We start from the raw sequence: 19,639 nt of genomic DNA, 5'->3' as shown, positions 1-19,639 counted from the left end.
GGCGGCGCGAACATCAACCCATCAAAACGCTGGCATGTGTTCCCGTTGTGTTCCAATATGACGCCATGCTGCCGCCCCGCAACCCCGACGAACGCCTGAAGGCCCGCGGCGCGGACACCCGCCCCGACGGCCGGTTCGAGGCGCACCGGCGGACCCGCGAAGCCGATGGCTGGGACATCCCCGAGGAAAGCCGCCTGCTGCGGACCGAGGTGGCGACGGAACGCCCGCGCAGCATCATCACGCGCAACACCTCGCCCGACATTTCCTTTGACCGCTCGATCAATCCCTATCGGGGGTGCGAGCATGGCTGCATCTATTGCTATGCCCGGCCGACCCATGCGTATCTTGGCCTGTCGCCCGGCCTGGACTTCGAGACGAAGATCACCGCCAAGCCCGATGCCGCCCGCTTGCTGGAACGCGAACTGGCGCGGCCGTCCTATCGTCCTGCACCCATCGCATTGGGCACCAACACGGATCCCTACCAGCCGGTCGAAGCGAAACTGGCGATCATGCCGGGGATCCTGCGGGTCTTGTCGGACTGGAACCATCCGGTGACGCTGGTCACGCGCGGCACGGTCGTGCTGCGCGACCTGGCCTTGTGGGCGGAACTGGCCGCCAAGCAGATGGCGGCGGTCGGCGTCAGCATCACCACGCTGGACCTGGACCTTGCCCGCGCGATGGAGCCGCGCGCGCCCACGCCCGCCACGCGCCTGCGGATGATCCGGGAACTGTCCGCCGCCGGGGTGCCCGTGCGGGTCATGGTCGCCCCCGTCATCCCCGTCCTGACGGAACCCGAGATCGAGGCGATCCTGGCCGCCGCGCGCGCGGCAGGCGCCACCACCGCCAGCATGATCCCCCTGCGCCTGCCGCTGGAGGTTGCGCCCCTGTTCCGCGACTGGCTGGACCGCCACCGTCCCGGCATGGCCGCGCACGTGATGAACCGCGTGGGGGCCATGCGGGATGGGCGCGACAACGACGCGCGCTTTGGCCACCGCTTTCGCGGGCAGGGGGCCGAGGCGGACCTGGCCCTGCAACGCTTCCGCCTGGCGCGCAAGCGGTTGGGATACGGCAAGGACGGCGCGCCCCTGGATTGCAGCCGCTTCGGCCCGCCGCCCAGGGCGGGCGAGCAGCTGTCGCTGTTCTAGGCCCCCCGGTCCTGTTCGTTCTTGGCCCAGAGATAGCCGATGAAGGCGCCCTTGATGAAGCGCAGCAGGACCAGCGTCACAAGCGTGGTGATCACTCCCGTGATCACCAGCAGCATCACGGGTGACGGGCGGAACAGCACCCAGGTAAAGCCGATCAGCGGGATCAGCAGCAGCAGCATGATCGTCATGGTGAAGAAGGCCGGCCCGTCGGCGGCGGGATAGCGGCCCAGGGGGGCGTGGCAAACCTCGCATTCCGCCGGGACGCCCAGGTAGCCGCGCAGCAGCTTTCCCTTGCCGCAGTTCGGGCATTTGTTCAGCAGGCCCCGGCCGATGGCCGTTCTGCTGTCGCGTTCGTCCGTCATGGTGCTGGTCCTTGTGGTTCGGCCGCTGGCCGGGTGGCGTCCTGCCGGGTCTTGGCGGCAAGGGCCGGAACCGCCAGCCCCAGCAGCAAGGCCGCCAGCGGCCACGAGAAATAGAAACCCGCCATCGCATAGCCCAAGGCACCAACGATGCCACCCGCCACGAAGGTTCCGACAAGGGACAGCAGAATGCGCAGTTTCGCCCCATCGACGCCGACCCCCCTGCCGGGGTGAAGCCGGCGGTACAGCGCCCGGCCCCCTTCGATCCCGATGTCGGTGATCATGCCCGTGGCATGGGTGGTCCTGATCCGCGCGCCCGAGATCTTGGTGATCGTGGCGTTCTGCATTCCCATGATGAAGCACAGGCAGCACAAGGCGAACAAGCGGCCCGGCGTGGTGGTGAAGATGCCGCCAAAGCCGAAGCAGGCCAGGCACGCGCCCTGCACCGCCAGCGGCAACGCGAATTGCCGCCGTCCCATCCGGTGCCGCGCCCAGTTCACCAGAAAGGCGCAAAAGGCGGCGCCGGTGACGAAGGACGCGATGGCCAGCAGCGCCGTCGCCGTGACCAGCAGGTGGCCCGTGGCAAGGCTGTCGGCGATCTGCGACAGATAGCCCGTCATGTGGGACGTGTATTGCCCCAGGGCAAAGAACCCGCCCGCGTTCGATGCGCCCGCGATACCCGCCAGGAACAGCGCCAGCACATGATCGCTGCCCGGGCTGCGCCGATGGCTGACCAGCACCCTTGCCGAAGCAAAGGGGCGCAGGATGTGGATGGGGCGTGCCATGGCATCCGTCTAGCCCAAGGGACGGGTCTTGTCAGCAGGCCGGATCCAGGGCCTAGACCCCGCCGACCGAGGAAAAGCCGCCAAGCCGCGCCGCGATTTCCTCGAGCGAGGGGCGGGGACCTGCCGGGCGCGTTTCCAGCGCCTCGCGCATGGCGCGCAGATGGGCGGGCGTGGTGCCGCAGCAGCCGCCGATGATGCGCACGCCTAGGTCGCGGGCCAGGCAGGCGTAATCGGCCATGATGGCGGGGGTGCCGTCGTAATGGAGGTTCCCGTCCTCGAGATGCGGGATGCCCGCGTTGCCCTTGGCGATGATGGGCCGTTCGTTGCCCGAGGCCACGAAGTCGCGCACCGTGCGCAGCAGGTCCGCCGCCCCCACGCCACAATTGGCGCCATAGGCGATGGGCGGGTTCGGCAGCCGTTCCACCAGCGCCGACAGTTGCGCCGAGGTCACGCCCATGATGGTGCGGCCCGCGGTGTCGAAGCTCATCATCCCGCACCAGGGCATGTCGGCCAGGCGCGCGGCCTCGGCGGCGGCGCGGAATTCCCCTTCGGAGCTGATGGTTTCCACCCACAGAACGTCGGCCCCGCCGTCCTTCAGCGCCTCGGCCTGTTCGTGGAACATGGCGACGGCGCTGGCGTGCGACAGGGTGCCCATGGGGACCATGATCTCGCCCGTGGGACCGATGTTGCCCGCGACCACCACCGTGCGCCCCGAGGCGTCGGCGATGTCGCGCGCCATGGCCGCGCCCGTCCGGTTCACCTCGCGCACGCGATGGGCCGCGCCCTGCAGGCGCAGGCGGCTGGCATTGCCGCCGAATGTGTTGGTCAGGAACAGGTCGGCTCCGGCATCCACCGAATCGCGATAAAGGCGGCGCACGAGGTCGGGCTGGTCGATGTTCCACAAGTCGGGCGCGACGTTCGAGGGCAGGCCCATGTTGAACAGGTTGGTTCCCGTCGCGCCGTCGGCCATCAGCCAGTCGCGCTTGGCAAGAAGCTGGCTCAACGGGTCGGGCATCCGGTACCCCCGGGTAAAATGCGAAATCTCCGTCCAGGGACGGCTACCAATCATCAAGTCCATGATACGTCTGGTTCCGATGGGAAACAATTTGCATCGAAACGAAAAAAGGGCCGTGACGGTTTCCCGCCACGGCCCTGAAATTCGCGCGTGCGCCCGGGATCAGTTCCGGTCGTCGCTGTCCTCGTCGTTCGCCGCGCCGATGTCATCGAACAGTTCGGCGATCTCGAATTCGGCGGCGGCATCGGCCTCGGCGGCCAGGTCCTGGATCGACTTGCCCTGCGCCTGCAGTTCGGCCTCTTCGGCGGAACGGGCGACGTTCAGGACGATGGTCGCGTTCACCTCGGGGTGCAGCACGACGCTGACCTCGTGCAGGCCCAGTTCCTTGATCGGCTGGATCAGGACGACCTGCTTGCGGTCCAGCGTGAAGCCGGCCTCGGTCGCGGCATCGGCGGCGTCGCGGGTGGTCACGGACCCATACAGCGCGCCGGCATCAGAGGCGGAGCGGATGACCACGAAGGTCTGGCCGTCCAGCGTGTCGGCGATCTTCTGCGCTTCGGCCTTGGATTCGGCGTTCTGCGCTTCCAGTTGGACCTTGCGGCCTTCGAACGCCTTGATGTTGGCGTCGGACGCGCGCAGCGCCTTGCCCTGCGGCAACAGGAAGTTGCGGGCAAAGCCTTGTTTCACGTTGACGACTTCGCCCATCTGGCCAAGTTTCGCCACGCGTTCCAGCAGGATGACTTGCATGTCCCCGTCTCCTTACTTCACGACATAGGGCAGCAGGGCCAGGAAGCGGGCGCGCTTGATGGCGCGGGCCAGCTCGCGCTGCTTCTTGGCCGAGACGGCGGTGATGCGCGAGGGCACGATCTTGCCGCGTTCCGAAATGTAGCGCTGCAGCAGGCGCGTGTCCTTGTAGTCGATCGCGGGCGCGTTTTCACCCGAGAAGGGGCAAACCTTGCGGCGGCGGAAAAACGGTTTGTTGGCCATGATCAGATCCTTTCAGTCCGCTCGCGGCGTTCGCCACGATCACCGCGGTCGCCACGATCACGGTCGCCCCGGTCGCCGCGCGGGCGGTCGCCACGGTCGCCGCGATCCCCGCGGTCCCCACGCTCGCCGCGTTCCTCGCGCTTCTGCATCTGGACCGAGGGGCCTTCCTCGTGCTTGTCCACGCGCACGGTCATGACGCGCATCACGTCGTCATGCAGGCGGGCCAGACGCTCCATCTCCTGCACGGCGGCCGAGGGCGCGTCCGAACGCAGGAAGGCGTAATGGCCCTTGCGGTTCTTGTTGATCTTGTAGGCCAGGGTGCGCACACCCCAGTATTCGTTCTCGATGACGCGGCCGCCGTTGTCGGCAAGCACCGCCCCGAAGTGTTCGATCAGCCCTTCGGCCTGCGTGTTCGACAGGTCCTGGCGGGCGATCAGCACATGCTCGTACAGAGCCATGGCATCCCTTTCAGTTGCAAGACGCATTTCATCGACGGGCAATCCTTCCGCGCCCGTCACGAGAGGCTGCGCCGGTGGCAAGATCTCGGCGGAAGGATGGGGCTTTATAGCGGCGAAAGCCGGGGATGCAAGGCGATTCGCGGGTGCCCGGCCCGCGCGGCGGACCGGGCAGGAGGCCCGGGTCAGCGCACCAGCATTGGCTGGGGCTGCGGCGTGTCGGCCTGGCGCACGGGCAGGACCGGATGCACGATCTGGGGCTGCTTGCCGGTCAGGGTGCCCAGGAAGGCCACGATCTCATCGACCTGGGGTTCGGCCAGTTCGGTGCCCAGCTGGGACGAGGACATGATGCTGACGGCCTCGTGCAGATCCCAGACGGCGCCCGAATGGAAATAAGGCGCGGTCAGCGCCACGTTGCGCAGGGGGGCTGCGCGGAAGACGTATTCATCGTCCGCCGTCTGCGTCACGGTGAAGCGGCCCCGGTCGCCCTCGGGCAGGATCGACCCGCCCGGACGTTCGACCACGCCGAAGGGATAGTAATCCTGCCCGCCGACGTTGCGGCCCGAATGGCAGGTCGTGCAGCCGGTGTCCATGAAGGCCGCCAGCCCGCGCTTTTCCTGATCAGACATGGCCGCGTCGTCGCCCTTGAGATAGCGGTCAAAGGCGCTGTCGGGGGTGATCAGCGTCGCCTCGAAGGATTCGATGGCGCGGGCGAAGTTGTCGAAGCTGACGGGCGTCGCCTCGTCGGGGAAGGCGGCCTTGAAGGCATCCACATAGCCCGGCATCGAATTCAGCGTGCCGATCAGGTTCTCGGGGGTGTTGTTCATCTCGACCCCGGCCTGCAGCGGACCCTTGGCCTGGGCTGCCAGGTCGGGGGCGCGGCCGTCCCAGAACTGCGCGACGTTGAAGACCGAGTTCAGCATGGTGGGCGAGTTGCGCGGTCCTTGCTGCCAGCCATGGCCGATCGAGGTGGTCAGCCCGTCCACGCCGCCCAGGCCGACGTTGTGGCAGGTCTGGCACGAGAAAAGGCCCGACACCGACATGCGCGGATCGAAGAACAGCATCGCGCCCAGTTCCACCCGCTCGGGCGTCAGCACGTTGTTCGGGGGCGCCTGCGGCGTGTCGGGGATCGGCTCGAACCATTCCAGCGCGGCCTGGCGCAGGTCGGCATCGGCGGGCAATCCGGTCTGGGCCAGCACCGGCTGGGCCAGGACGCCCAGGGCGGCGATGGCAAGAAGGGAGGTCTTCATGGCTGTCTCTCGTTATGAATGTCGCGCGCCTGGATCCTGTCATAGCGGACGCGCAAGGCTGTGCCCTGATGCAGATCAAATGGCGGCGCTTGCGGCGCGCCGGCGGCTGCGGCACGATGCCCCATGGCAATGGCGGCGGGGGACGGGAATGGCGCTGGAAGATGCCAAGGATGAGGTCGATCAGGCCTTTACGCGAAAGGACCCGCGCGGGCTGTCGTTCGAGAACGCCTTCGGCGGGGCCGTCAGTTTCCTGCGCCGCCGTTACACCAAGGACCTGGCCGGGGCGGACGTGGCGGTGACGGGGATCCCCTTCGACGGGGCGGTGACGCATCGCCCGGGCGCGCGCTTCGGTCCCCGCGCCATCCGCGAGGCATCGACGCTGCAACCCTTCGATCCGCCCTATGGCTGGGGCTATGATCCGCTGTCGCTGCTGTCGGTGATCGACTATGGCGACATGGCCTTCGATTACGCCAATGTCCGCGCCGTGCCGGGGCTGATCGAGGCGCATGTCGGCGCCATCCTGGACGCGGACGCGGCGCCGATCACGCTGGGGGGCGATCATTCGATCACCCTGCCGATCCTGCGCGCGGTGGCCGCCCGGCGCGGGCCGGTCGCGCTGATCCAGTTCGACGCCCATTCCGACACCTGGGCGGACGACGATCCCGACCGGATCGACCACGGGACGTTCCTGTATAAAGCCATCCGCGAGGGGGTCGTGGATCCGGCGGCCAGCGTCAGCGTGGGCATCCGCACGGAAAACCCCGACACGCTGGGCGTGACCATCCTGGACGCGCCGGGCGTGCATCGCGACGGGGTGGACGCCACGCTGGCGCGCATTCGGCGGGTGATCGGGGACCGTCCGGTTTACATCACCTTCGACATCGACGCGCTTGACCCGGCCTTTGCCCCCGGCACCGGCACGCCGGTCTGGGGCGGGCTGGCCTCCTGGCAGGCGGCGGCGCTGCTGCGCGGGCTGGCGGGGGTGGATCTGATCGGCGGCGACGTGGTCGAGGTTTCTCCGCCCTATGACACGACGGGGGCCACGGCCATCGCGGGGGCGCATGTGGCGATGGAACTGATTGCGCTGTATGGGTGGACGCGGCGGTGAATTGCGTCCCGCGACGGCGGGGGACTTCGCGTCCCCCGCGCCCCCTGCGGGATATTTGCAGTCCAAAGCAGGCTTGCCGGTTTTGTATCGGGCAGGTAATCCGCCCCCATGTTGCCTGAAGATCGTCTTGTCCAGATCGTCCAGCGGTTCGAGTTTCTCGAAGCGCAGCTGAATGCCGGTGCGGCGCCCGACCAGATCGCCCGCATCAGCCGGGAATATGCCGAGCTGAAGCCGGTGGTCGAGCAGATCGCCCGCTGGCGCGCCGCCCGGGACGGGCTGACTGATGCCGAGGCGATGCTGGCCGATCCCGAGATGCGGGATCTGGCCCAGGACGAAATGGCCCGGCTGCGCGAGGAAATGCCCGCGCTGGAACAGGCCCTGCGCATCGCCCTGCTGCCCAGGGACGCCGCCGACGCCCGTCCCGCGATCATCGAGATCCGCCCCGGCACCGGCGGGGAGGAGGCCGCGCTGTTCGCGGGCAACCTGCTCTCGATGTATCGCCGCCATGCGGAAGCGCAGGGCTGGACCTTCCAGATGCTGGATCTGACCGAATCCGACCTGGGCGGCGTCAAGGAAGCCGTGGCCCGGGTCGAGGGCGAGGGAGTCTTCGCCCGGCTGAAATACGAATCCGGCGTTCACCGCGTCCAGCGGGTGCCCGAAACCGAATCGGGCGGGCGCATCCATACCTCGGCGGCCACGGTGGCCGTTTTGCCCGAGGCCGAGGATGTGGACATCGACATTCCCGCGACCGACATCCGCATCGACACGATGCGCGCGTCGGGCGCTGGCGGGCAGCATGTGAACACCACCGACTCGGCGGTGAGGATCACCCACCTGCCGACCGGCATCGTCGTCACCAGCAGCGAAAAGTCCCAGCACCAGAACCGCGCCAACGCCATGGCCGTGCTGCGCGCGCGGCTTTACGACATGGAACGCTCGCGCGCCGATGCCGAACGGGCGGCGGACCGCAAGTCTCAGGTCGGGTCCGGCGACCGCAGCGAACGGATCCGCACCTACAACTTTCCGCAGGGGCGAATGACGGATCACCGCATCAACCTGACGCTTTATGCGCTGGACCGGATCATGGCGGGCGATCTGGGCGAGATCATCGACGCCCTGACCGCCCATGACCAGGCGGCGCGGCTGGCTGCCCAGGAATGAGGCTGTCCGAGGCCCGGCGCGAGGCTGCCCGGCGCCTGACCGCCGCTGGCATCGAAGGCGCGGCGCGCGACGCCGACCGGATCCTGGCGGCGGTCCTGGGGATCGAGCCTGCCCGGTTGCGCATCGTCGATGACCGCGACCTGGCGGATGACGAACTGGCCCGGCTGGAAAGCGGCCTTGCCGCCCGCGCCGCGCGCCAGCCGGTGGCGCAGATCGTCGGCTTCCGGGACTTCTATGACCATCGCTTCCGCGTGACCCCCGACACGCTGGATCCGCGCCCGGAAACCGAGGTGCTGGTCCGGGCGGCGCTGGATCTGCCCTGGGCCAGCGTGCTGGACCTGGGGACGGGGACCGGGGCGATCCTCCTCTCGCTTCTGGCGGCGCGGAAGGGGACCAGGGGGCTTGGCACCGACATCTCGGGCGCGGCCCTTGATGTGGCGCGGGAGAATGCCCGGGTCATCGGCGTCGCGGCCTGCTTCGCGCAGGCCGACTGGTACAAGGGGGTCACGGGCCGATTTGACCTGATCGTCTCGAACCCGCCCTATATCGCGCTGGACGAGATGGCGGGCCTTTCCCCGGAGGTGCGGGAATGGGAGCCGCATTCGGCCCTGACCGACGGGGCCGACGGGCTGACCGCCTATCGCGCCATCGCGGCGGGGGCGCGGGACCATCTGGCCCCGGGCGGGCACATGCTGGTCGAAATGGGTCCCACCCAAGGCGTGGCGGTCTCGGCGATCCTTGCCGATGCGGGCGCCGAGACGCGCGTGATTGCCGACCTTGATGGCCGTGATCGTGTCGTTCTGGCGCAGTTTCCGGGGTGAAGGCCGGGAATCACGGGTCTTCCACACGATTTCGCTTGCGAGCCGGCGTCCGGCGTGATTAGTCGCCCTTGTGCAGGGGGCAGCGATGCCCAGGCACGGGTCAGCCTGAAAAAGCCGATTCCCTGATGGACGCCGCCTGCGTTCGTTCGGGCGCAAGGCGCGGGCTGAACGGCAAGGCGCGATCCTTGAACCGCTGCCGCCGCCCGCGAAGCCGTCCAGATCCCTGGAAACCCGGATCAACTGGAACACAAGCAGACAGACTGATGAGATCATCGAAATCCCGTTCGCGCAACAAGTCGAACCGCCAGCGCAGCACGCTTGGCAATGTCGTCAACCGCGTCTTCGACAGTTCCGGCCCCGAGGGCAAGGTGCGCGGCACGCCCCAGCAGATCATCGAAAAATACCTGACGCTGGCCCGCGATGCGCAGCTGTCGGGCGACCGCGTGGCGGAACAGGCCTTTCTGCAGCACGCCGAGCATTACACCCGGATGCTGGGCGAGGCGCAAAAGGAAATGGCCGAGCGTCAGCAGTTCCACCAAGGCCGCCAAGACGGCGACGAGGCGCGCGAAGTCCAGCCTAACGGCAGCAACGGCCACCAGCCGCGCGAGCAGGGCGGGCGCGAGGATAATCGCCGGGACACCGGTCCCCGCGAGAATGGCCATCGCGACACTGGGTATCGCGACAATGGCCCGCGCGACCAGCAGCGCGATCAGGGTCCCCGCGACCAAGGCAGCCGCGAACAGCCGCGTCCCGAACCCGTCCCGGCCGAAATCCGCGAGCACGAGCATCCCGCGCCCCAGCCGGAACCCGCCCCCGAGGCACTGCCTCGGGCCGAGGGCCTGCCGGACGCGGTGACGACCGTTGAGGAAGAAGCGGCCGGTCCGGTCGAGACCCCCGAGGCCGCGGCCAAGCCCGCCCGCAGCCGCGCCCCCCGTGCGCCCCGGGGCGAAAAGCCCGCCGGGCCGCCGCGCGCGCCCCGGAGCCGCCGCAAGGCCCCGGAAGGCGAGGCGCAGGCGGAAGACACGCCCGCTGTCAGCGAAGACTAAGGCAAAGGGGCCGCGGCGATCAGCCGGCGGCCTTTTTCATTGGTCCCGGCGCGCGGTCTCCAGCGCGCGGGCCAGCGCGCAGAACCGTTCCAGGTCGATCTCCTCGGCGCGCGCGGTGGGCGGGATGTTTGCCTGTTCCAGCAAGGCCTCGATCTGCGGATGCAGCCCGCGCAGGGAGGCGCGCAGCATCTTGCGCCGCTGGTTGAAGCCTGCCGCCGTCACCTGCGCCAGCACGCCCGGATCGGCGGGAAAGCGGGGCGCGGGCAGGGCGGTCAGGTGGACCACGGCGGAATGGACCTTGGGCGCGGGCACGAAGGCCTCGGGCGGCAGGGTCATGACGATGCGCGCATCGGCCCGCCATTGCGCCAAGAGCGCCAGGCGGCCATAGGCCTTGCCGCCGGGTGTGGCGACAATGCGCTCGGCGACTTCCTTCTGGAACATCAGGGTCAGCGACTGCCAGAAGGGCGGCCAGTCGGGCGGGGTCAGCCAGCGGATCAGCAGTTCGGTGCCGACGTTATAGGGCAGGTTCGCGGCAATGCGGATCGGCGGCGTCAGGTGCGCCAGCGGGTCGATTTCCAGCGCGTCGCCATGGATCACCGTCAGCCGGCCCGGATAGCGGTCGGCGATTTCCTGAAGCGCGGGCAGGGCGCGGGCGTCCTTTTCGATGGCCAGCACATGGCGCGCCCCTTCGGCCAGCAGGCCCCGCGTCAGCCCACCGGGACCGGGACCGATCTCCAGCACGTCGCATCGCGTCATGTCGCCTGCCTGGCGCGCGATCTTGGCGGTCAGGTTCAGGTCCAGGAGGAAATTCTGGCCCAGTTGCTTCTTTGCGCGCAGGTCATGGCGGGCGATCACGTCGCGCAAGGGGGGCAGGTTGTCGATGGTGGTCATCGTGGCAAAGCCGGGGGTTTCACACCCCCGGACCCCCGTGGGATATTTAGGGTCCAATGCAGGATCATCCGCGGCTTTCCGCCATGGCGCGGGCCATGCGCAGGGCGGCGATAGTGGATGCGGGATTGGCAAGGCCTTGGCCCGCGATGTCGAAGGCCGTGCCGTGGTCTGGCGAGGTGCGGATGAAGGGCAGGCCCAGCGTCACGTTCACCCCATTGTCGAAGTCCAGCGTCTTGATCGGGATCAGCGCCTGGTCGTGATAGGCGCAGACCGCCGCGTCGTAACGGGCGCGGGCGGGGGCGTGGAACATCGTGTCGGCGGGCAGGGGACCCGTCAGGTCAAGCCCCTCGGCCCGCAGGCGGGTCAGCAGGGGGGCGATGCGGTCGGTTTCCTGGCGGCCCATGGTGCCGCCCTCGCCCGCGTGGGGGTTGAGGCCCGCGACCGCGATGCGGGGCGCGGGGATGCCGAAGTCGCGGATCATCGCGGCATGGGTGATGCGGATCGCCCCTTCCAGCACCGCGTCGGTCAGGGCGGCGGGCACGTCCTGCAAGGGGATGTGGATCGTCGCGGGGACCACGCGGCAGGGCGGGTCCACGGTGGTCGAGGCCAGCATCATCGCCACCGGCACGCCGCCCGCGAGGTGCGCGAGGTATTCGGTATGGCCGGGAAAGGCAAAGTCTGCCCCTTCCTTCAGCGCCTGCTTGCTGATGGGCAGGGTGCAGAGGGCTGCGGCTTGGCCACGCATCACCAGATCCACCGCGCGGGCGATCACGTCGATCACGCCTGCCGCATTGGCCGGATCGGGGCGGCCCGGCGCGGCGGGGGCCGCGAAGTCATGGCGCAGGACGGGCAGGTGGCCCGCAGGCACCAGGTCGCCGGGCGCGGCGATTTCGGTGAAGGCGGTGCCCGCAGGCAGGTGGCGCGGATCGCCCATCCAGGCGAAATCGACGCCGGATATCAGCGCCTGCGGGGCCAGTTCCGGCCCGACGCCCGCCGGTTCCCCGCAGGTCAGGATGATGCGGCGCGCGTTCACGGACGGCGGATGATGGCTTCGGCGCGCAGCTCGGCCAGATAGGCCTCGGCTGCGGCATTGGCCTTGCGGTTGAAGATCTCGTCGCGGACGGCCTCGCGCGTGGGCAGGGCGTCGGTGCCAGGGATCGCGGCCTCGACCCCGTCGTCGGGCAGGGCGGTGGTGGGCACGTCCGCCATGTCGGCCACCAGCGCGGGCTGGCGGGAACAGAGCATCACCAGATCGGCGCCGTTGCCGTAATCGACCACGCCCGCCTCGTCCCGGTCCAGGGTTGCCAGCCGCTGCGCGATCAACGTGGGGATCGCGCCTTGCGGCACGGTCTGGCGCTGCACCTGGGGGGCCGCCTGCCCGGCCTGGACGTACAGATCGTCGCAACTGCGCGTGCGCGCGGCCAGCGCCGCGGCCTCGGTTGCCGTGGCAAGGCGCAGGGCCGCATAGTCGATCACCTGCTGGGTGGCGCCGGGGCGCAGCGTGCCCTGGCTGTCGCGCAGGTGGAACAGCACGACCGCGCCTTCGACGGTCAGCGGCTGCGTCGTCTGGCCGGGTTGCAGCGCGGTGATGACCGTGCGCAGGGCGGGGGGCAGGTTGTCGATGTCCACCCAGGCCAGCCGCCCGCCTGCCCCTGCCGATTCGGCCGCCGAATATTGCCGCGCCGCCGCCTCGAATTCGTCGGACGAAAGGCCCGCCCCGGCGATCTGGCGGCCCAGGTTCAGGGCCTGCTGTTCCTGGCCCGGGGGGGCGGGGATGATCAGTTCGGAAATCAGCACCCGCGACAGGATCGGCGTTTCGACCTGGCGGCGCAGTTCCTGGTCCACCTCGGCGTCCGAGACCTTGATCCGGGGCACCACGCGTTCGCGGATCACGGAGCGCCAGACAAGGCCCGCGCTGACGAAATCGCGGTAAGCCTGGGGTTCCACGCCCGCACGTTCCAGCGCGGCGGTGAATTCGGCCGCCGACATGCCGGCGCGGCCCGCGAATTCCTCAAGCCCGTTCTGCAGCCCTTCCTCGGTCGGCGCGATTCCCAGTTGCCGGGCGGCGTGGTTGCGCAGGCGGTCGTCGATCAGCGCCTGCTGGGCTTCGGCGGCCGTGGTGCCGGCGGCGCCCAGGATCTGCATGAATTTCTGGCGCTGCCCGACCTCGTAGCGGGTGATGGCGGCGTTGTTGATATAGATCACCGGCTCGAACAGGTTCTGCGCCAGGATCGGCGCGGGTGCCGCAGCCAGGGCTGCCGCCAGGGCAAGGCTGGAAAGGAAATGCCGCATCTGCTGGCCTCATGTCGTTTCTTGGGGAAAGATTAGCGTATGCAGGACCGGCGCGCCACCGTGCCCGGCAAGTCTTCCTGCACCCCGAAGCCGCCCAGCCGGACCGACAGGCCGACGCTGGTTTCGGGGCGCACGCTGTCCGAACTGGTGAAGCGGCGCGACAGGCCCATGTCCACCGTCAGGCATTCGTTGCGATAGGTCAGATCCAGGGACGCGCGCTGCGCCCGGTCGGCCACGAAGTCGTATCGGGTTTCCGCGCGGCCCCACCAGCCGTCGCGGATCTGCCAGCCGACATTGGCGGCCAGTTCGCTGATGTCGGGCAACTCGACCGCGTTCCGGCTGTCGCCGTCCAGCCACAGGTGGCCCGCCGACAGTTGCAGGTCGTCGCGCAGCCAGCCAAGCCGCAATTCGTTGCGCGACATGTCCAGCCCGTCGTCGAACAGCGCCCGGTTGGCAATGGCCAGGCCCGTGCCGCTGTCGTATTGGGCCGAGACCAGCCAGTCGGACCGGGTGCCCGACAGGGCGGATCCTTCGGGAAAGGCCTCGTCCGGGTCGGCGCGCAACACGCGGCCCCCGGTCAGGGCCAGCGACCAGCCGGTCGGGTCGATGCGCGTCCAGGTCACGCCCAGGTTGGCGCGCAAGCCCCCCTCGCGCGCGTCCCAGCCTGGGAAGCGGTTGTCGGAAAACAGGTTGCCCTCGTCGAACTCGATCAGGCGGCTGTCCTCGTTCGGGATGTCGTCGTCGCGGCCCGGCGGGGAATAGAGGATCTGCGCCACGGGTTCGACCATGTGGGTGGCTCCGTCAGCCCCGCCGATCAGCGGCCAGCGCAGTTCCACACCCACCATCGGGTCGGCGCGGGCCACCAGGTCGTCATAACGGCTGTCCTGCGCGATGCGGTAGATGTCGGCATCGAACCCCCCCAGGGCCGCGCCCACCACGCCGCCCGGCAGGATCTCGCTGCGCTGCCAGTCCAGCCCGACCGAGGCGCGGGCCATGTCGCGGCCCAGTTCATCCTGGTCGGACGGGCGGCGATGGGCGTGGACCGACCATTCCAGGCCCGCCCGCCCGCCGATATAGCGCGGGGTAAAGCTGCGCTGCCAGATCACGTCGGCCACCTGGGCGGGCGAGGTGCTGTTGTCTTCATCGTCGCGCAGCGAATGATAGTTGCCCACGCGCCCGAAGAACAGCTTGTCGCGGGTCACGCGGTCCAGGGTGAACCCGCTCCACAGCCGGTCGGCGTCGGTGATGTCGTAGTCCAGCAGATAGCCCCGGTCGGACGCGGTCTGCACCTGCACCCCCAGGCGATAGCCGCGCGGCAGGTCCACCAGGGCGTTGCCGAAGACGTATCCCCGCGTCTCGCCCGGCTCGATGTCGTCGCGGCTGACCGCGCCGTTCCATTCGGTGACGCCGTTCGACCAGGCCTGGCGATAGCGCAGTTCCAGCGTCCGCGTCCGGCTGGCCGAGACATAGGGCGTGACCGTCACGTCGGCATGATCGCCCAGCGTCACGAAATAGGGCAGCTTGATCCCGAAGCCCAGGCCGGATGTGGTGCGGAATTCCGGCCGCAGAAAGCCCGTGTGGCGTTCGACCGTGGGATCGGGCGCGGTCAGCGCGAAGGGCGCGGCCGCCAGCGGCAGGCCGAAGGCGCGGAATTGCGGGTGGTCGAAGGTGATCAGCCGGGTTTCCGCGTCATGGGTGATGGTGCGGGCGCGGATTTCCCACAAGGGTGTCGGGTCGCCCGCGCAGATCTGGCAGGACGAGGCCACGACATGGCGCAGGTTGGTCATGCGCCCGTTGCCGGTGCGGGTCAGTTCGGTCGCGGCCAGCTGCAACTCGCGCGCCAGGACCAGGCGCGCGCCGCGGATGATGCCGTCCTGCAATTCGCGGTCGAGCTGGCCCGATTCGGCGATCAGCACGGCCTCGGCGTCGGGGTCGGTGGCACCGGGGCGGGACAGGTGGATGGGACCTTCGATGGTCAGCTCGCCCGAGGCGCCGTCTACCACGATGCGCGAGGCGACCAGCCGGGCGCCCTGGTACCAGACGACCACGCCGCCCGCCGCGATCAGCGTCCGGTCGCCCTGCAACACCATGCTGTCGGCCAGCACGGTCGCGGCGTCATCGGGCGGACCGCCGGTGTCGCGGTCGGGCAGGGTCACGCCGGCATCGGGGGTCGCGGCTTCCAGCGCGGCGGCTTCCGGGGTGCGGTCGCCCAGGATGCTGTTGCCCAGGGGCGTGGCGGCCGGGGCCAGGGCGGCCTCGCCGCTCCACCCCAGGGTGCCGGATCCGCCGATGCTGCCCGCGCCCAGGCCGGGGTCCTGGGTCAGCACCGTCTGGCCAAGCGCCAGCGACGGCAGCAGCGCCAGGCCCAATGCCCAGCCTTTCAGCATGTGCCCTGTCATCCGTCCTCCCGCGCCAGGATCAGCGCCATGGCCAGCAGCCCGCCCACCAGCGGCGGCGTCCAGCCCGCAAGCAGGGGCGGCACCTGCCCGTTGTCGCCCAGAACCTGCGCCAGGTTGCGCAGGAAGAACAGCCCGATCCCGGCCCCGAAGGCCATCAGCACCGCGCCCCCGGTGTTCCTGCCGCGCACATGCTGCATGGTGAAGGCCGCGGCGATCAGCACCATCGCGGCCATCAGGAAGGGCCGCGCCAGTTCCATCTGCAACCAGACCTTGTGGCGCGCCGCCGAAAAGCCCGCCCGTTCCAGGCCCGCGATGAAGCCCGGCAACTGCCAGACGGGCACGGCCTCGGGGCGGCCGAAACCCTCGCGGATGCGCTGCGCGGTCAGGTCGGAGGCCAGATCCATGCGCGCGGCGGTGCGGGCGGCGGCCCCGGGGTTGGCCTGGGTCAGGGGATAGTCGCGCACGTCGGCCAGTTCCCACTTGCCGGGAACCAGCCGGGCCTCTCGCGCCTCCACCCGGCGGACGGGACCAAGGGTCTCGTCGAAGACCATGAAGGTCGCGTCGTAAAGCGTGGTCGCGTCGGGGCTGGCGCGGCGGGCGCGGATCACGATCTGGCCCGCTTCCTCGGTTCCTTCCACCACGGCCTGGCGCAGCCAGACGGCGCTGTCGCCCACGGACACGGTCTGGCGGCTGTTGCGGTCGATGGCGGCCACGGCCTCGTCGAAGCGCGCCCCGGTCACGGCGACCAGCGGGTTCAGGAAGGCCACCGTCAGCGCGCCGACCAGCACGGCGGTGACGGCGGGGGCGGTCACGACCTTCAGCGCCGATCGCCCCGACGCCCGGATCGCCACCATTTCGGACGTGCGCGCCAGGTTCAGGAACAGCGCGATCCCCGCCAGCACCGTCAGCAGCGGCAGGATCGAATAAAAGGAGGAGGCGACGTTCAGCGCCGCCAGCCCCAGGGCGCCGCCAAGGCCGATGTCGCGGTCGGCGAATCGGCGGATCATCTCGATCATGTCGATCAGCAGCAGGATCAGCAGGAAGACGCCCGCGACGGTCCCGAAGGACCGCAGGAAGCGCCGCGCGACATAGCGGGCCAGGATCATGCCGGGGCGCCCCGCTGCCTCGGCCGCCGGGGCCTGCCCGCCAGCCACAGCAGACCGCAGCACAGCGCCGCCCCGACCACCGCCGGCACATACAGGACCGGCCACAACGACGGGTCGCGCCCGGCCTGGTTGGCGGCGGCATTGGTCAGGAACTGCACGGCGATCAGGCCAAGGATCGCCCACAGGATCTGCCGCCAGACGCCGAACCGCGAATAGCCGCCGATCAGCAGGGTGGCGAATCCGATCATCGCGGCAATCGGCGACAGCAGGGGTTGGGCGATCCGCTCGTGCGCCTCTCGCCGGGCGTCGGACGGATCGGCGCCGGTCGCGGCCAGCAGGGCGGCGTCGGGGTTCAGCAACCGCCCCGTGCCATAGTCGCGCAGGTCGCGGCCCTTTTGCGCGTTGCCGGTGAACAGCGCCCCGATGTCATAGCTGAATTCGGCAAAGCGCGTCACCGCCAGCGTCTGCCGGTCCCCCCGTTGCCGCAGGTCCTGCGACATGCCGCGCAGCAGGATCAGCACGGGACCGGTTTCAGCGCGGACGACCAGAGCCTCCTCGGAGGTATAGATGGTCTGGTTCGCGGGATCGCGCGCATCCTCGATGAACAGGTCCAGCAGGCGGCCGTCGGCGGCGATGTCGCGGATGAACAGCGTGATGCCGTCGGCGGGATACTGGAAGGTGCCGGGGCGCAGGAACTGCTCGGTCACGTCCTGGGCCAGCTCGGCCTGCCGGTCGGCCAGCCGCGCTCGGGCCAGGGGCACCAGGCCATGCACCAGCACCGCGACCATCACCCCCACGAAGACGCCGAAGACCAGAACCGGCCGCGCCAGCCGCCAGGGCGACAGCCCCGCCGCCTGCATCGCCACCAGCTCCGATTCCCCCGCCATCCGGTTCGTGCCGTAAGCCGCCGCCGCGAAGGCCGCGACCGGCAGCACGACCGAAATCACCAGCGGCAGCGTCAGGGCGGTGAATTCCAGCACCACAAGCGCGGTCTGCCCGTCGCCCAGAAGATCGTCGAACAGGCTGACCGCGCGGTTGATCCAATAGACCGACACCAGCACCAGGGCGAAGAACCCGAACAGTGTCAGCAACTGGCTGAGGATGTATCGGTCGATCCGGGGCATGTCGCGGGGGCTGTCCTTGTCGGCGGTCACATCCTTGCTTAGCGGCAAGGGCGGCTCTGGAAAAGGGTGCGCGGGGGGTCTAGGCTTTCTTGCGCAGAATGATGAGGACGCCATGACCCACCCTGTCGAGATCACCTTTACCGAAACCGCGACCGACCGGCTGGCCGGACATCAGGGACGGGTGGCGATCATCGTCGCGCCGGGGGGCGACCTGCCCTCGGGCCTGCCGGACGCGGCGCTTGCGGCGGCGCGGCGGGCGATGGATTCCAAGGCGGGCAAGGCGCTGAAGCCCGGCGCGGCGCTGGAACTGGCCTTCCCGGCGGGCATGGAGGCCGAAGCGCTGACGCTGGTCGCGCTGCCCCCCGATGCCACCGTGGCGCAGGCGCGCAAGGCGGGCGCGGCCATCGGCGCCAAGCTGGGCAAGACGCACACGCTGGTGCTGGCGGGCGATCACGGGCTTGCGAACGAGGTCGCGTTGGGCATCGCGCTGCGCGGCTACGATTTTTCCGTTTACCAGACGAAGCCTGCCGAAAACGGCGACGAGGCAGGCGCCGACCCGATCCCGCAAAGCATCACCCATGGGGCGGACGACGCGGTGCTGGCCGACGCCCAGGCCGACAGCGCGCCCGAAACCCCGTCCGAGCCGGTCAGCGAAAAGGCCCGCGTGACCTTCATGTCCGACGATCCCGAGGCCCTGGCAAAGGCGGCGCAAGACGCGGCGGCGGTGGCCGAGGGCGTGTTCTTCACCCGCGACCTGGTCAACGAACCGGCCAACGTCCTGACCACCACCGACTTCGCCGACCGCCTGAAGGCCATGGAGGAGATCGGCCTGACCGTCGAGGTGCTGGAGGAGGACCAGCTGGCCGACCTGGGGATGCGCGCCCTTCTGGGCGTGGGGCAGGGATCGGAAAGCCCGTCCAAGGTCGTGGTGATGCACTGGAACGGCGGCGGCGAGGAAGCCCCTCTGGCCCTGGTCGGCAAGGGCGTGGTTTTTGATACCGGCGGCATTTCCATCAAGCCCGCCGCGGGGATGGAGGAGATGACCATGGACATGGGCGGCGCGGGCGTCGTGGCGGGCGTCATGCGCACCCTTGCCCTGCGCCGTGCGAAAGCCAATGTCGTCGGCCTGGTGGGCCTTGTGGAGAACATGCCCGACGGCAAGGCGCAGCGTCCGGGCGACATCGTGCGGTCCATGAAGGGCGACACGATCGAGGTCATCAACACCGACGCCGAGGGCCGGTTGGTCCTGGCCGACGTGCTGTGGTATGCGCAGACGCGGTTCAACCCGTCCGCCGTGATCGACCTGGCCACCCTGACCGGGGCCGTCATCATCGCGCTTGGCCACGACAACGCGGGCGTCTTTTCCAATGACGACGCGCTTGCCGACAGCATCCTGGCCGCCGCGAAGGCCGAGGGCGAGGGCGCCTGGCGCCTGCCCCTGGGCCAGCCTTACGACGCCCTCATCAAGTCGCGCCTGGCCGACATGAAGAACACCGGCGGGCGCGCGGCCGGTTCCATCACCGCGGCGCAATTCCTGCAACGCTTCATCCGCAAGGGCACGCCCTGGGCGCATATCGACATCGCGGGCGTGGCCCTGCCGCCCGGCGCGACCGACCTGGCCCCCAAGGGCGCGACCGGCTGGGGGGTGATGACCTTGGACCGCCTGATCCGCGACGGCTACGAGGGCAAGTAGCG

General features: G+C 69.5%; 19 protein-coding genes. 6 read left to right on the top strand and 13 right to left on the bottom strand.

The genetic code is table 11. The annotated features are described in order from the left end of the window. Positions 1–65 precede the first annotated feature (65 nt). The gene (locus tag GIY56_RS07785; RefSeq protein ID WP_154764425.1) at positions 66–1,145 is read left to right on the top strand and encodes a PA0069 family radical SAM protein; all 1,080 of its coding nucleotides are present in this window, start codon (positions 66–68) and stop codon (positions 1,143–1,145) included. On the opposite strand, the gene GIY56_RS07780 is transcribed toward GIY56_RS07785, so the two are convergent. The 7 genes from GIY56_RS07780 to GIY56_RS07750 all read right to left on the bottom strand — a co-directional run bounded on the left by GIY56_RS07780 (position 1,142) and on the right by GIY56_RS07750 (position 5,996). After that, positions 1,142–1,507, bottom strand: coding sequence for a DUF983 domain-containing protein (locus GIY56_RS07780; protein WP_154764242.1), 366 nt, complete (start codon positions 1,505–1,507; stop codon positions 1,142–1,144). The two genes, GIY56_RS07785 and GIY56_RS07780, sit on opposite strands and share 4 nt — an antisense overlap. After that, entirely contained in the window at positions 1,504–2,289 is a 786-nt protein-coding gene (locus GIY56_RS07775) for a YoaK family protein (protein WP_154764241.1), read from the bottom strand. Before GIY56_RS07775 ends, GIY56_RS07780 begins: the two co-directional genes overlap by 4 nt. A gap of 52 nt (positions 2,290–2,341) precedes the next feature. Beyond that, entirely contained in the window at positions 2,342–3,304 is a 963-nt protein-coding gene (gene bmt, locus GIY56_RS07770; protein WP_154764240.1) for a betaine--homocysteine S-methyltransferase, read from the bottom strand. 162 nt (positions 3,305–3,466) lie between these two features. Beyond that, a complete protein-coding gene (gene rplI / locus GIY56_RS07765) occupies positions 3,467–4,051 on the bottom strand; it encodes a 50S ribosomal protein L9 (protein WP_154764239.1) in 585 nt (194 codons plus the stop codon). Between the two features lie 12 nt (positions 4,052–4,063). Further along, the gene (gene rpsR / locus GIY56_RS07760) at positions 4,064–4,291 is read right to left on the bottom strand and encodes a 30S ribosomal protein S18 (RefSeq protein WP_103173059.1); all 228 of its coding nucleotides are present in this window, start codon (positions 4,289–4,291) and stop codon (positions 4,064–4,066) included. Between the two features lie 2 nt (positions 4,292–4,293). Beyond that, positions 4,294–4,749 carry a 30S ribosomal protein S6 gene (gene rpsF, locus GIY56_RS07755; RefSeq protein ID WP_154764238.1) on the bottom strand — a complete coding sequence of 152 codons (456 nt, stop codon included), beginning with the start codon at positions 4,747–4,749 and terminating at the stop codon, positions 4,294–4,296. 182 nt (positions 4,750–4,931) lie between these two features. Then, on the bottom strand, positions 4,932–5,996 hold the full coding sequence (locus GIY56_RS07750) for a cytochrome-c peroxidase (protein WP_154764237.1): 1,065 nt from the start codon (positions 5,994–5,996) through the stop codon (positions 4,932–4,934). 148 nt (positions 5,997–6,144) lie between these two features. On the opposite strand from GIY56_RS07750, the gene speB reads away from it, so the two are divergent. The 4 genes from speB to GIY56_RS07730 all read left to right on the top strand — a co-directional run bounded on the left by speB (position 6,145) and on the right by GIY56_RS07730 (position 10,132). After that, entirely contained in the window at positions 6,145–7,104 is a 960-nt protein-coding gene (speB, locus tag GIY56_RS07745) for an agmatinase (protein ID WP_154764236.1), read from the top strand. A gap of 108 nt (positions 7,105–7,212) precedes the next feature. Further along, positions 7,213–8,265 carry a peptide chain release factor 1 gene (gene prfA / locus GIY56_RS07740; protein WP_154764235.1) on the top strand — a complete coding sequence of 351 codons (1,053 nt, stop codon included), beginning with the start codon at positions 7,213–7,215 and terminating at the stop codon, positions 8,263–8,265. Further along, positions 8,262–9,086: a peptide chain release factor N(5)-glutamine methyltransferase gene (gene prmC, locus GIY56_RS07735; RefSeq protein WP_154764234.1), complete on the top strand. Its 825-nt coding sequence runs from the start codon at positions 8,262–8,264 to the stop codon at positions 9,084–9,086. Before prfA ends, prmC begins: the two co-directional genes overlap by 4 nt. Before the next feature lie 263 nt (positions 9,087–9,349). Then, on the top strand, positions 9,350–10,132 hold the full coding sequence (locus GIY56_RS07730) for a DUF4167 domain-containing protein (protein ID WP_154764233.1): 783 nt from the start codon (positions 9,350–9,352) through the stop codon (positions 10,130–10,132). 36 nt (positions 10,133–10,168) lie between these two features. Here the strand turns inward: GIY56_RS07730 and rsmA are convergent, their stop codons facing one another. The 6 genes from rsmA to lptF form a co-directional block, all read right to left on the bottom strand. Beyond that, complete coding sequence (rsmA, locus tag GIY56_RS07725; protein WP_154764232.1) at positions 10,169–11,023, bottom strand: 16S rRNA (adenine(1518)-N(6)/adenine(1519)-N(6))-dimethyltransferase RsmA; 855 nt, start codon at positions 11,021–11,023, stop codon at positions 10,169–10,171. A 64-nt stretch (positions 11,024–11,087) separates the two neighbouring features. Then, on the bottom strand, positions 11,088–12,056 hold the full coding sequence (gene pdxA, locus GIY56_RS07720; RefSeq protein WP_328288476.1) for a 4-hydroxythreonine-4-phosphate dehydrogenase PdxA: 969 nt from the start codon (positions 12,054–12,056) through the stop codon (positions 11,088–11,090). After that, positions 12,053–13,315 carry a peptidylprolyl isomerase gene (locus tag GIY56_RS07715; RefSeq protein WP_154764231.1) on the bottom strand — a complete coding sequence of 421 codons (1,263 nt, stop codon included), beginning with the start codon at positions 13,313–13,315 and terminating at the stop codon, positions 12,053–12,055. The genes pdxA and GIY56_RS07715 overlap by 4 nt, the downstream gene beginning before the upstream one ends. A 32-nt stretch (positions 13,316–13,347) precedes the next feature. After that, positions 13,348–15,702 carry an LPS-assembly protein LptD gene (locus tag GIY56_RS07710; protein ID WP_230312359.1) on the bottom strand — a complete coding sequence of 785 codons (2,355 nt, stop codon included), beginning with the start codon at positions 15,700–15,702 and terminating at the stop codon, positions 13,348–13,350. Positions 15,703–15,710: 8 nt separating this feature from the next. Further along, positions 15,711–16,820 (bottom strand): LPS export ABC transporter permease LptG, encoded by a 1,110-nt coding sequence (lptG, locus tag GIY56_RS07705; protein ID WP_154764229.1) that lies wholly within the window; start codon positions 16,818–16,820, stop codon positions 15,711–15,713. Next, positions 16,817–17,944, bottom strand: coding sequence for an LPS export ABC transporter permease LptF (gene lptF / locus GIY56_RS07700; RefSeq protein WP_154764423.1), 1,128 nt, complete (start codon positions 17,942–17,944; stop codon positions 16,817–16,819). The genes lptG and lptF overlap by 4 nt, the downstream gene beginning before the upstream one ends. 112 nt (positions 17,945–18,056) lie before the next feature. Between lptF and GIY56_RS07695 the strand changes: the two genes are divergently transcribed. Further along, on the top strand, positions 18,057–19,637 hold the full coding sequence (locus GIY56_RS07695) for a leucyl aminopeptidase (RefSeq protein WP_154764228.1): 1,581 nt from the start codon (positions 18,057–18,059) through the stop codon (positions 19,635–19,637). Positions 19,638–19,639: the final 2 nt, after the last annotated feature.

The sequence above is a fragment of the Paracoccus lichenicola genome (assembly GCF_009708075.1).
Taxonomy (GTDB): Bacteria; Pseudomonadota; Alphaproteobacteria; order Rhodobacterales; family Rhodobacteraceae; genus Paracoccus; species Paracoccus lichenicola.
The sequence above is the reverse complement of the archived record's forward strand: the minus strand, read 5'-3'. Positions and strand labels throughout refer to the sequence as shown.

Coding starts and splice junctions, on each gene's coding strand:
- GIY56_RS07785 (WP_154764425.1), top strand. CDS start 66: ATGCTGCCGCCCCGCAACCCCGACGAACGCCTGAAGGCCCGCGGCGCG.
- GIY56_RS07780 (WP_154764242.1), bottom strand. CDS start 1,507: ATGACGGACGAACGCGACAGCAGAACGGCCATCGGCCGGGGCCTGCTG.
- GIY56_RS07775 (WP_154764241.1), bottom strand. CDS start 2,289: ATGGCACGCCCCATCCACATCCTGCGCCCCTTTGCTTCGGCAAGGGTG.
- bmt (WP_154764240.1), bottom strand. CDS start 3,304: ATGCCCGACCCGTTGAGCCAGCTTCTTGCCAAGCGCGACTGGCTGATG.
- rplI (WP_154764239.1), bottom strand. CDS start 4,051: ATGCAAGTCATCCTGCTGGAACGCGTGGCGAAACTTGGCCAGATGGGC.
- rpsR (WP_103173059.1), bottom strand. CDS start 4,291: ATGGCCAACAAACCGTTTTTCCGCCGCCGCAAGGTTTGCCCCTTCTCG.
- rpsF (WP_154764238.1), bottom strand. CDS start 4,749: ATGGCTCTGTACGAGCATGTGCTGATCGCCCGCCAGGACCTGTCGAAC.
- GIY56_RS07750 (WP_154764237.1), bottom strand. CDS start 5,996: ATGAAGACCTCCCTTCTTGCCATCGCCGCCCTGGGCGTCCTGGCCCAG.
- speB (WP_154764236.1), top strand. CDS start 6,145: ATGGCGCTGGAAGATGCCAAGGATGAGGTCGATCAGGCCTTTACGCGA.
- prfA (WP_154764235.1), top strand. CDS start 7,213: ATGTTGCCTGAAGATCGTCTTGTCCAGATCGTCCAGCGGTTCGAGTTT.
- prmC (WP_154764234.1), top strand. CDS start 8,262: ATGAGGCTGTCCGAGGCCCGGCGCGAGGCTGCCCGGCGCCTGACCGCC.
- GIY56_RS07730 (WP_154764233.1), top strand. CDS start 9,350: ATGAGATCATCGAAATCCCGTTCGCGCAACAAGTCGAACCGCCAGCGC.
- rsmA (WP_154764232.1), bottom strand. CDS start 11,023: ATGACCACCATCGACAACCTGCCCCCCTTGCGCGACGTGATCGCCCGC.
- GIY56_RS07715 (WP_154764231.1), bottom strand. CDS start 13,315: ATGCGGCATTTCCTTTCCAGCCTTGCCCTGGCGGCAGCCCTGGCTGCG.
- GIY56_RS07710 (WP_230312359.1), bottom strand. CDS start 15,702: ATGCTGAAAGGCTGGGCATTGGGCCTGGCGCTGCTGCCGTCGCTGGCG.
- lptG (WP_154764229.1), bottom strand. CDS start 16,820: ATGATCCTGGCCCGCTATGTCGCGCGGCGCTTCCTGCGGTCCTTCGGG.
- lptF (WP_154764423.1), bottom strand. CDS start 17,944: ATGCCCCGGATCGACCGATACATCCTCAGCCAGTTGCTGACACTGTTC.
- GIY56_RS07695 (WP_154764228.1), top strand. CDS start 18,057: ATGACCCACCCTGTCGAGATCACCTTTACCGAAACCGCGACCGACCGG.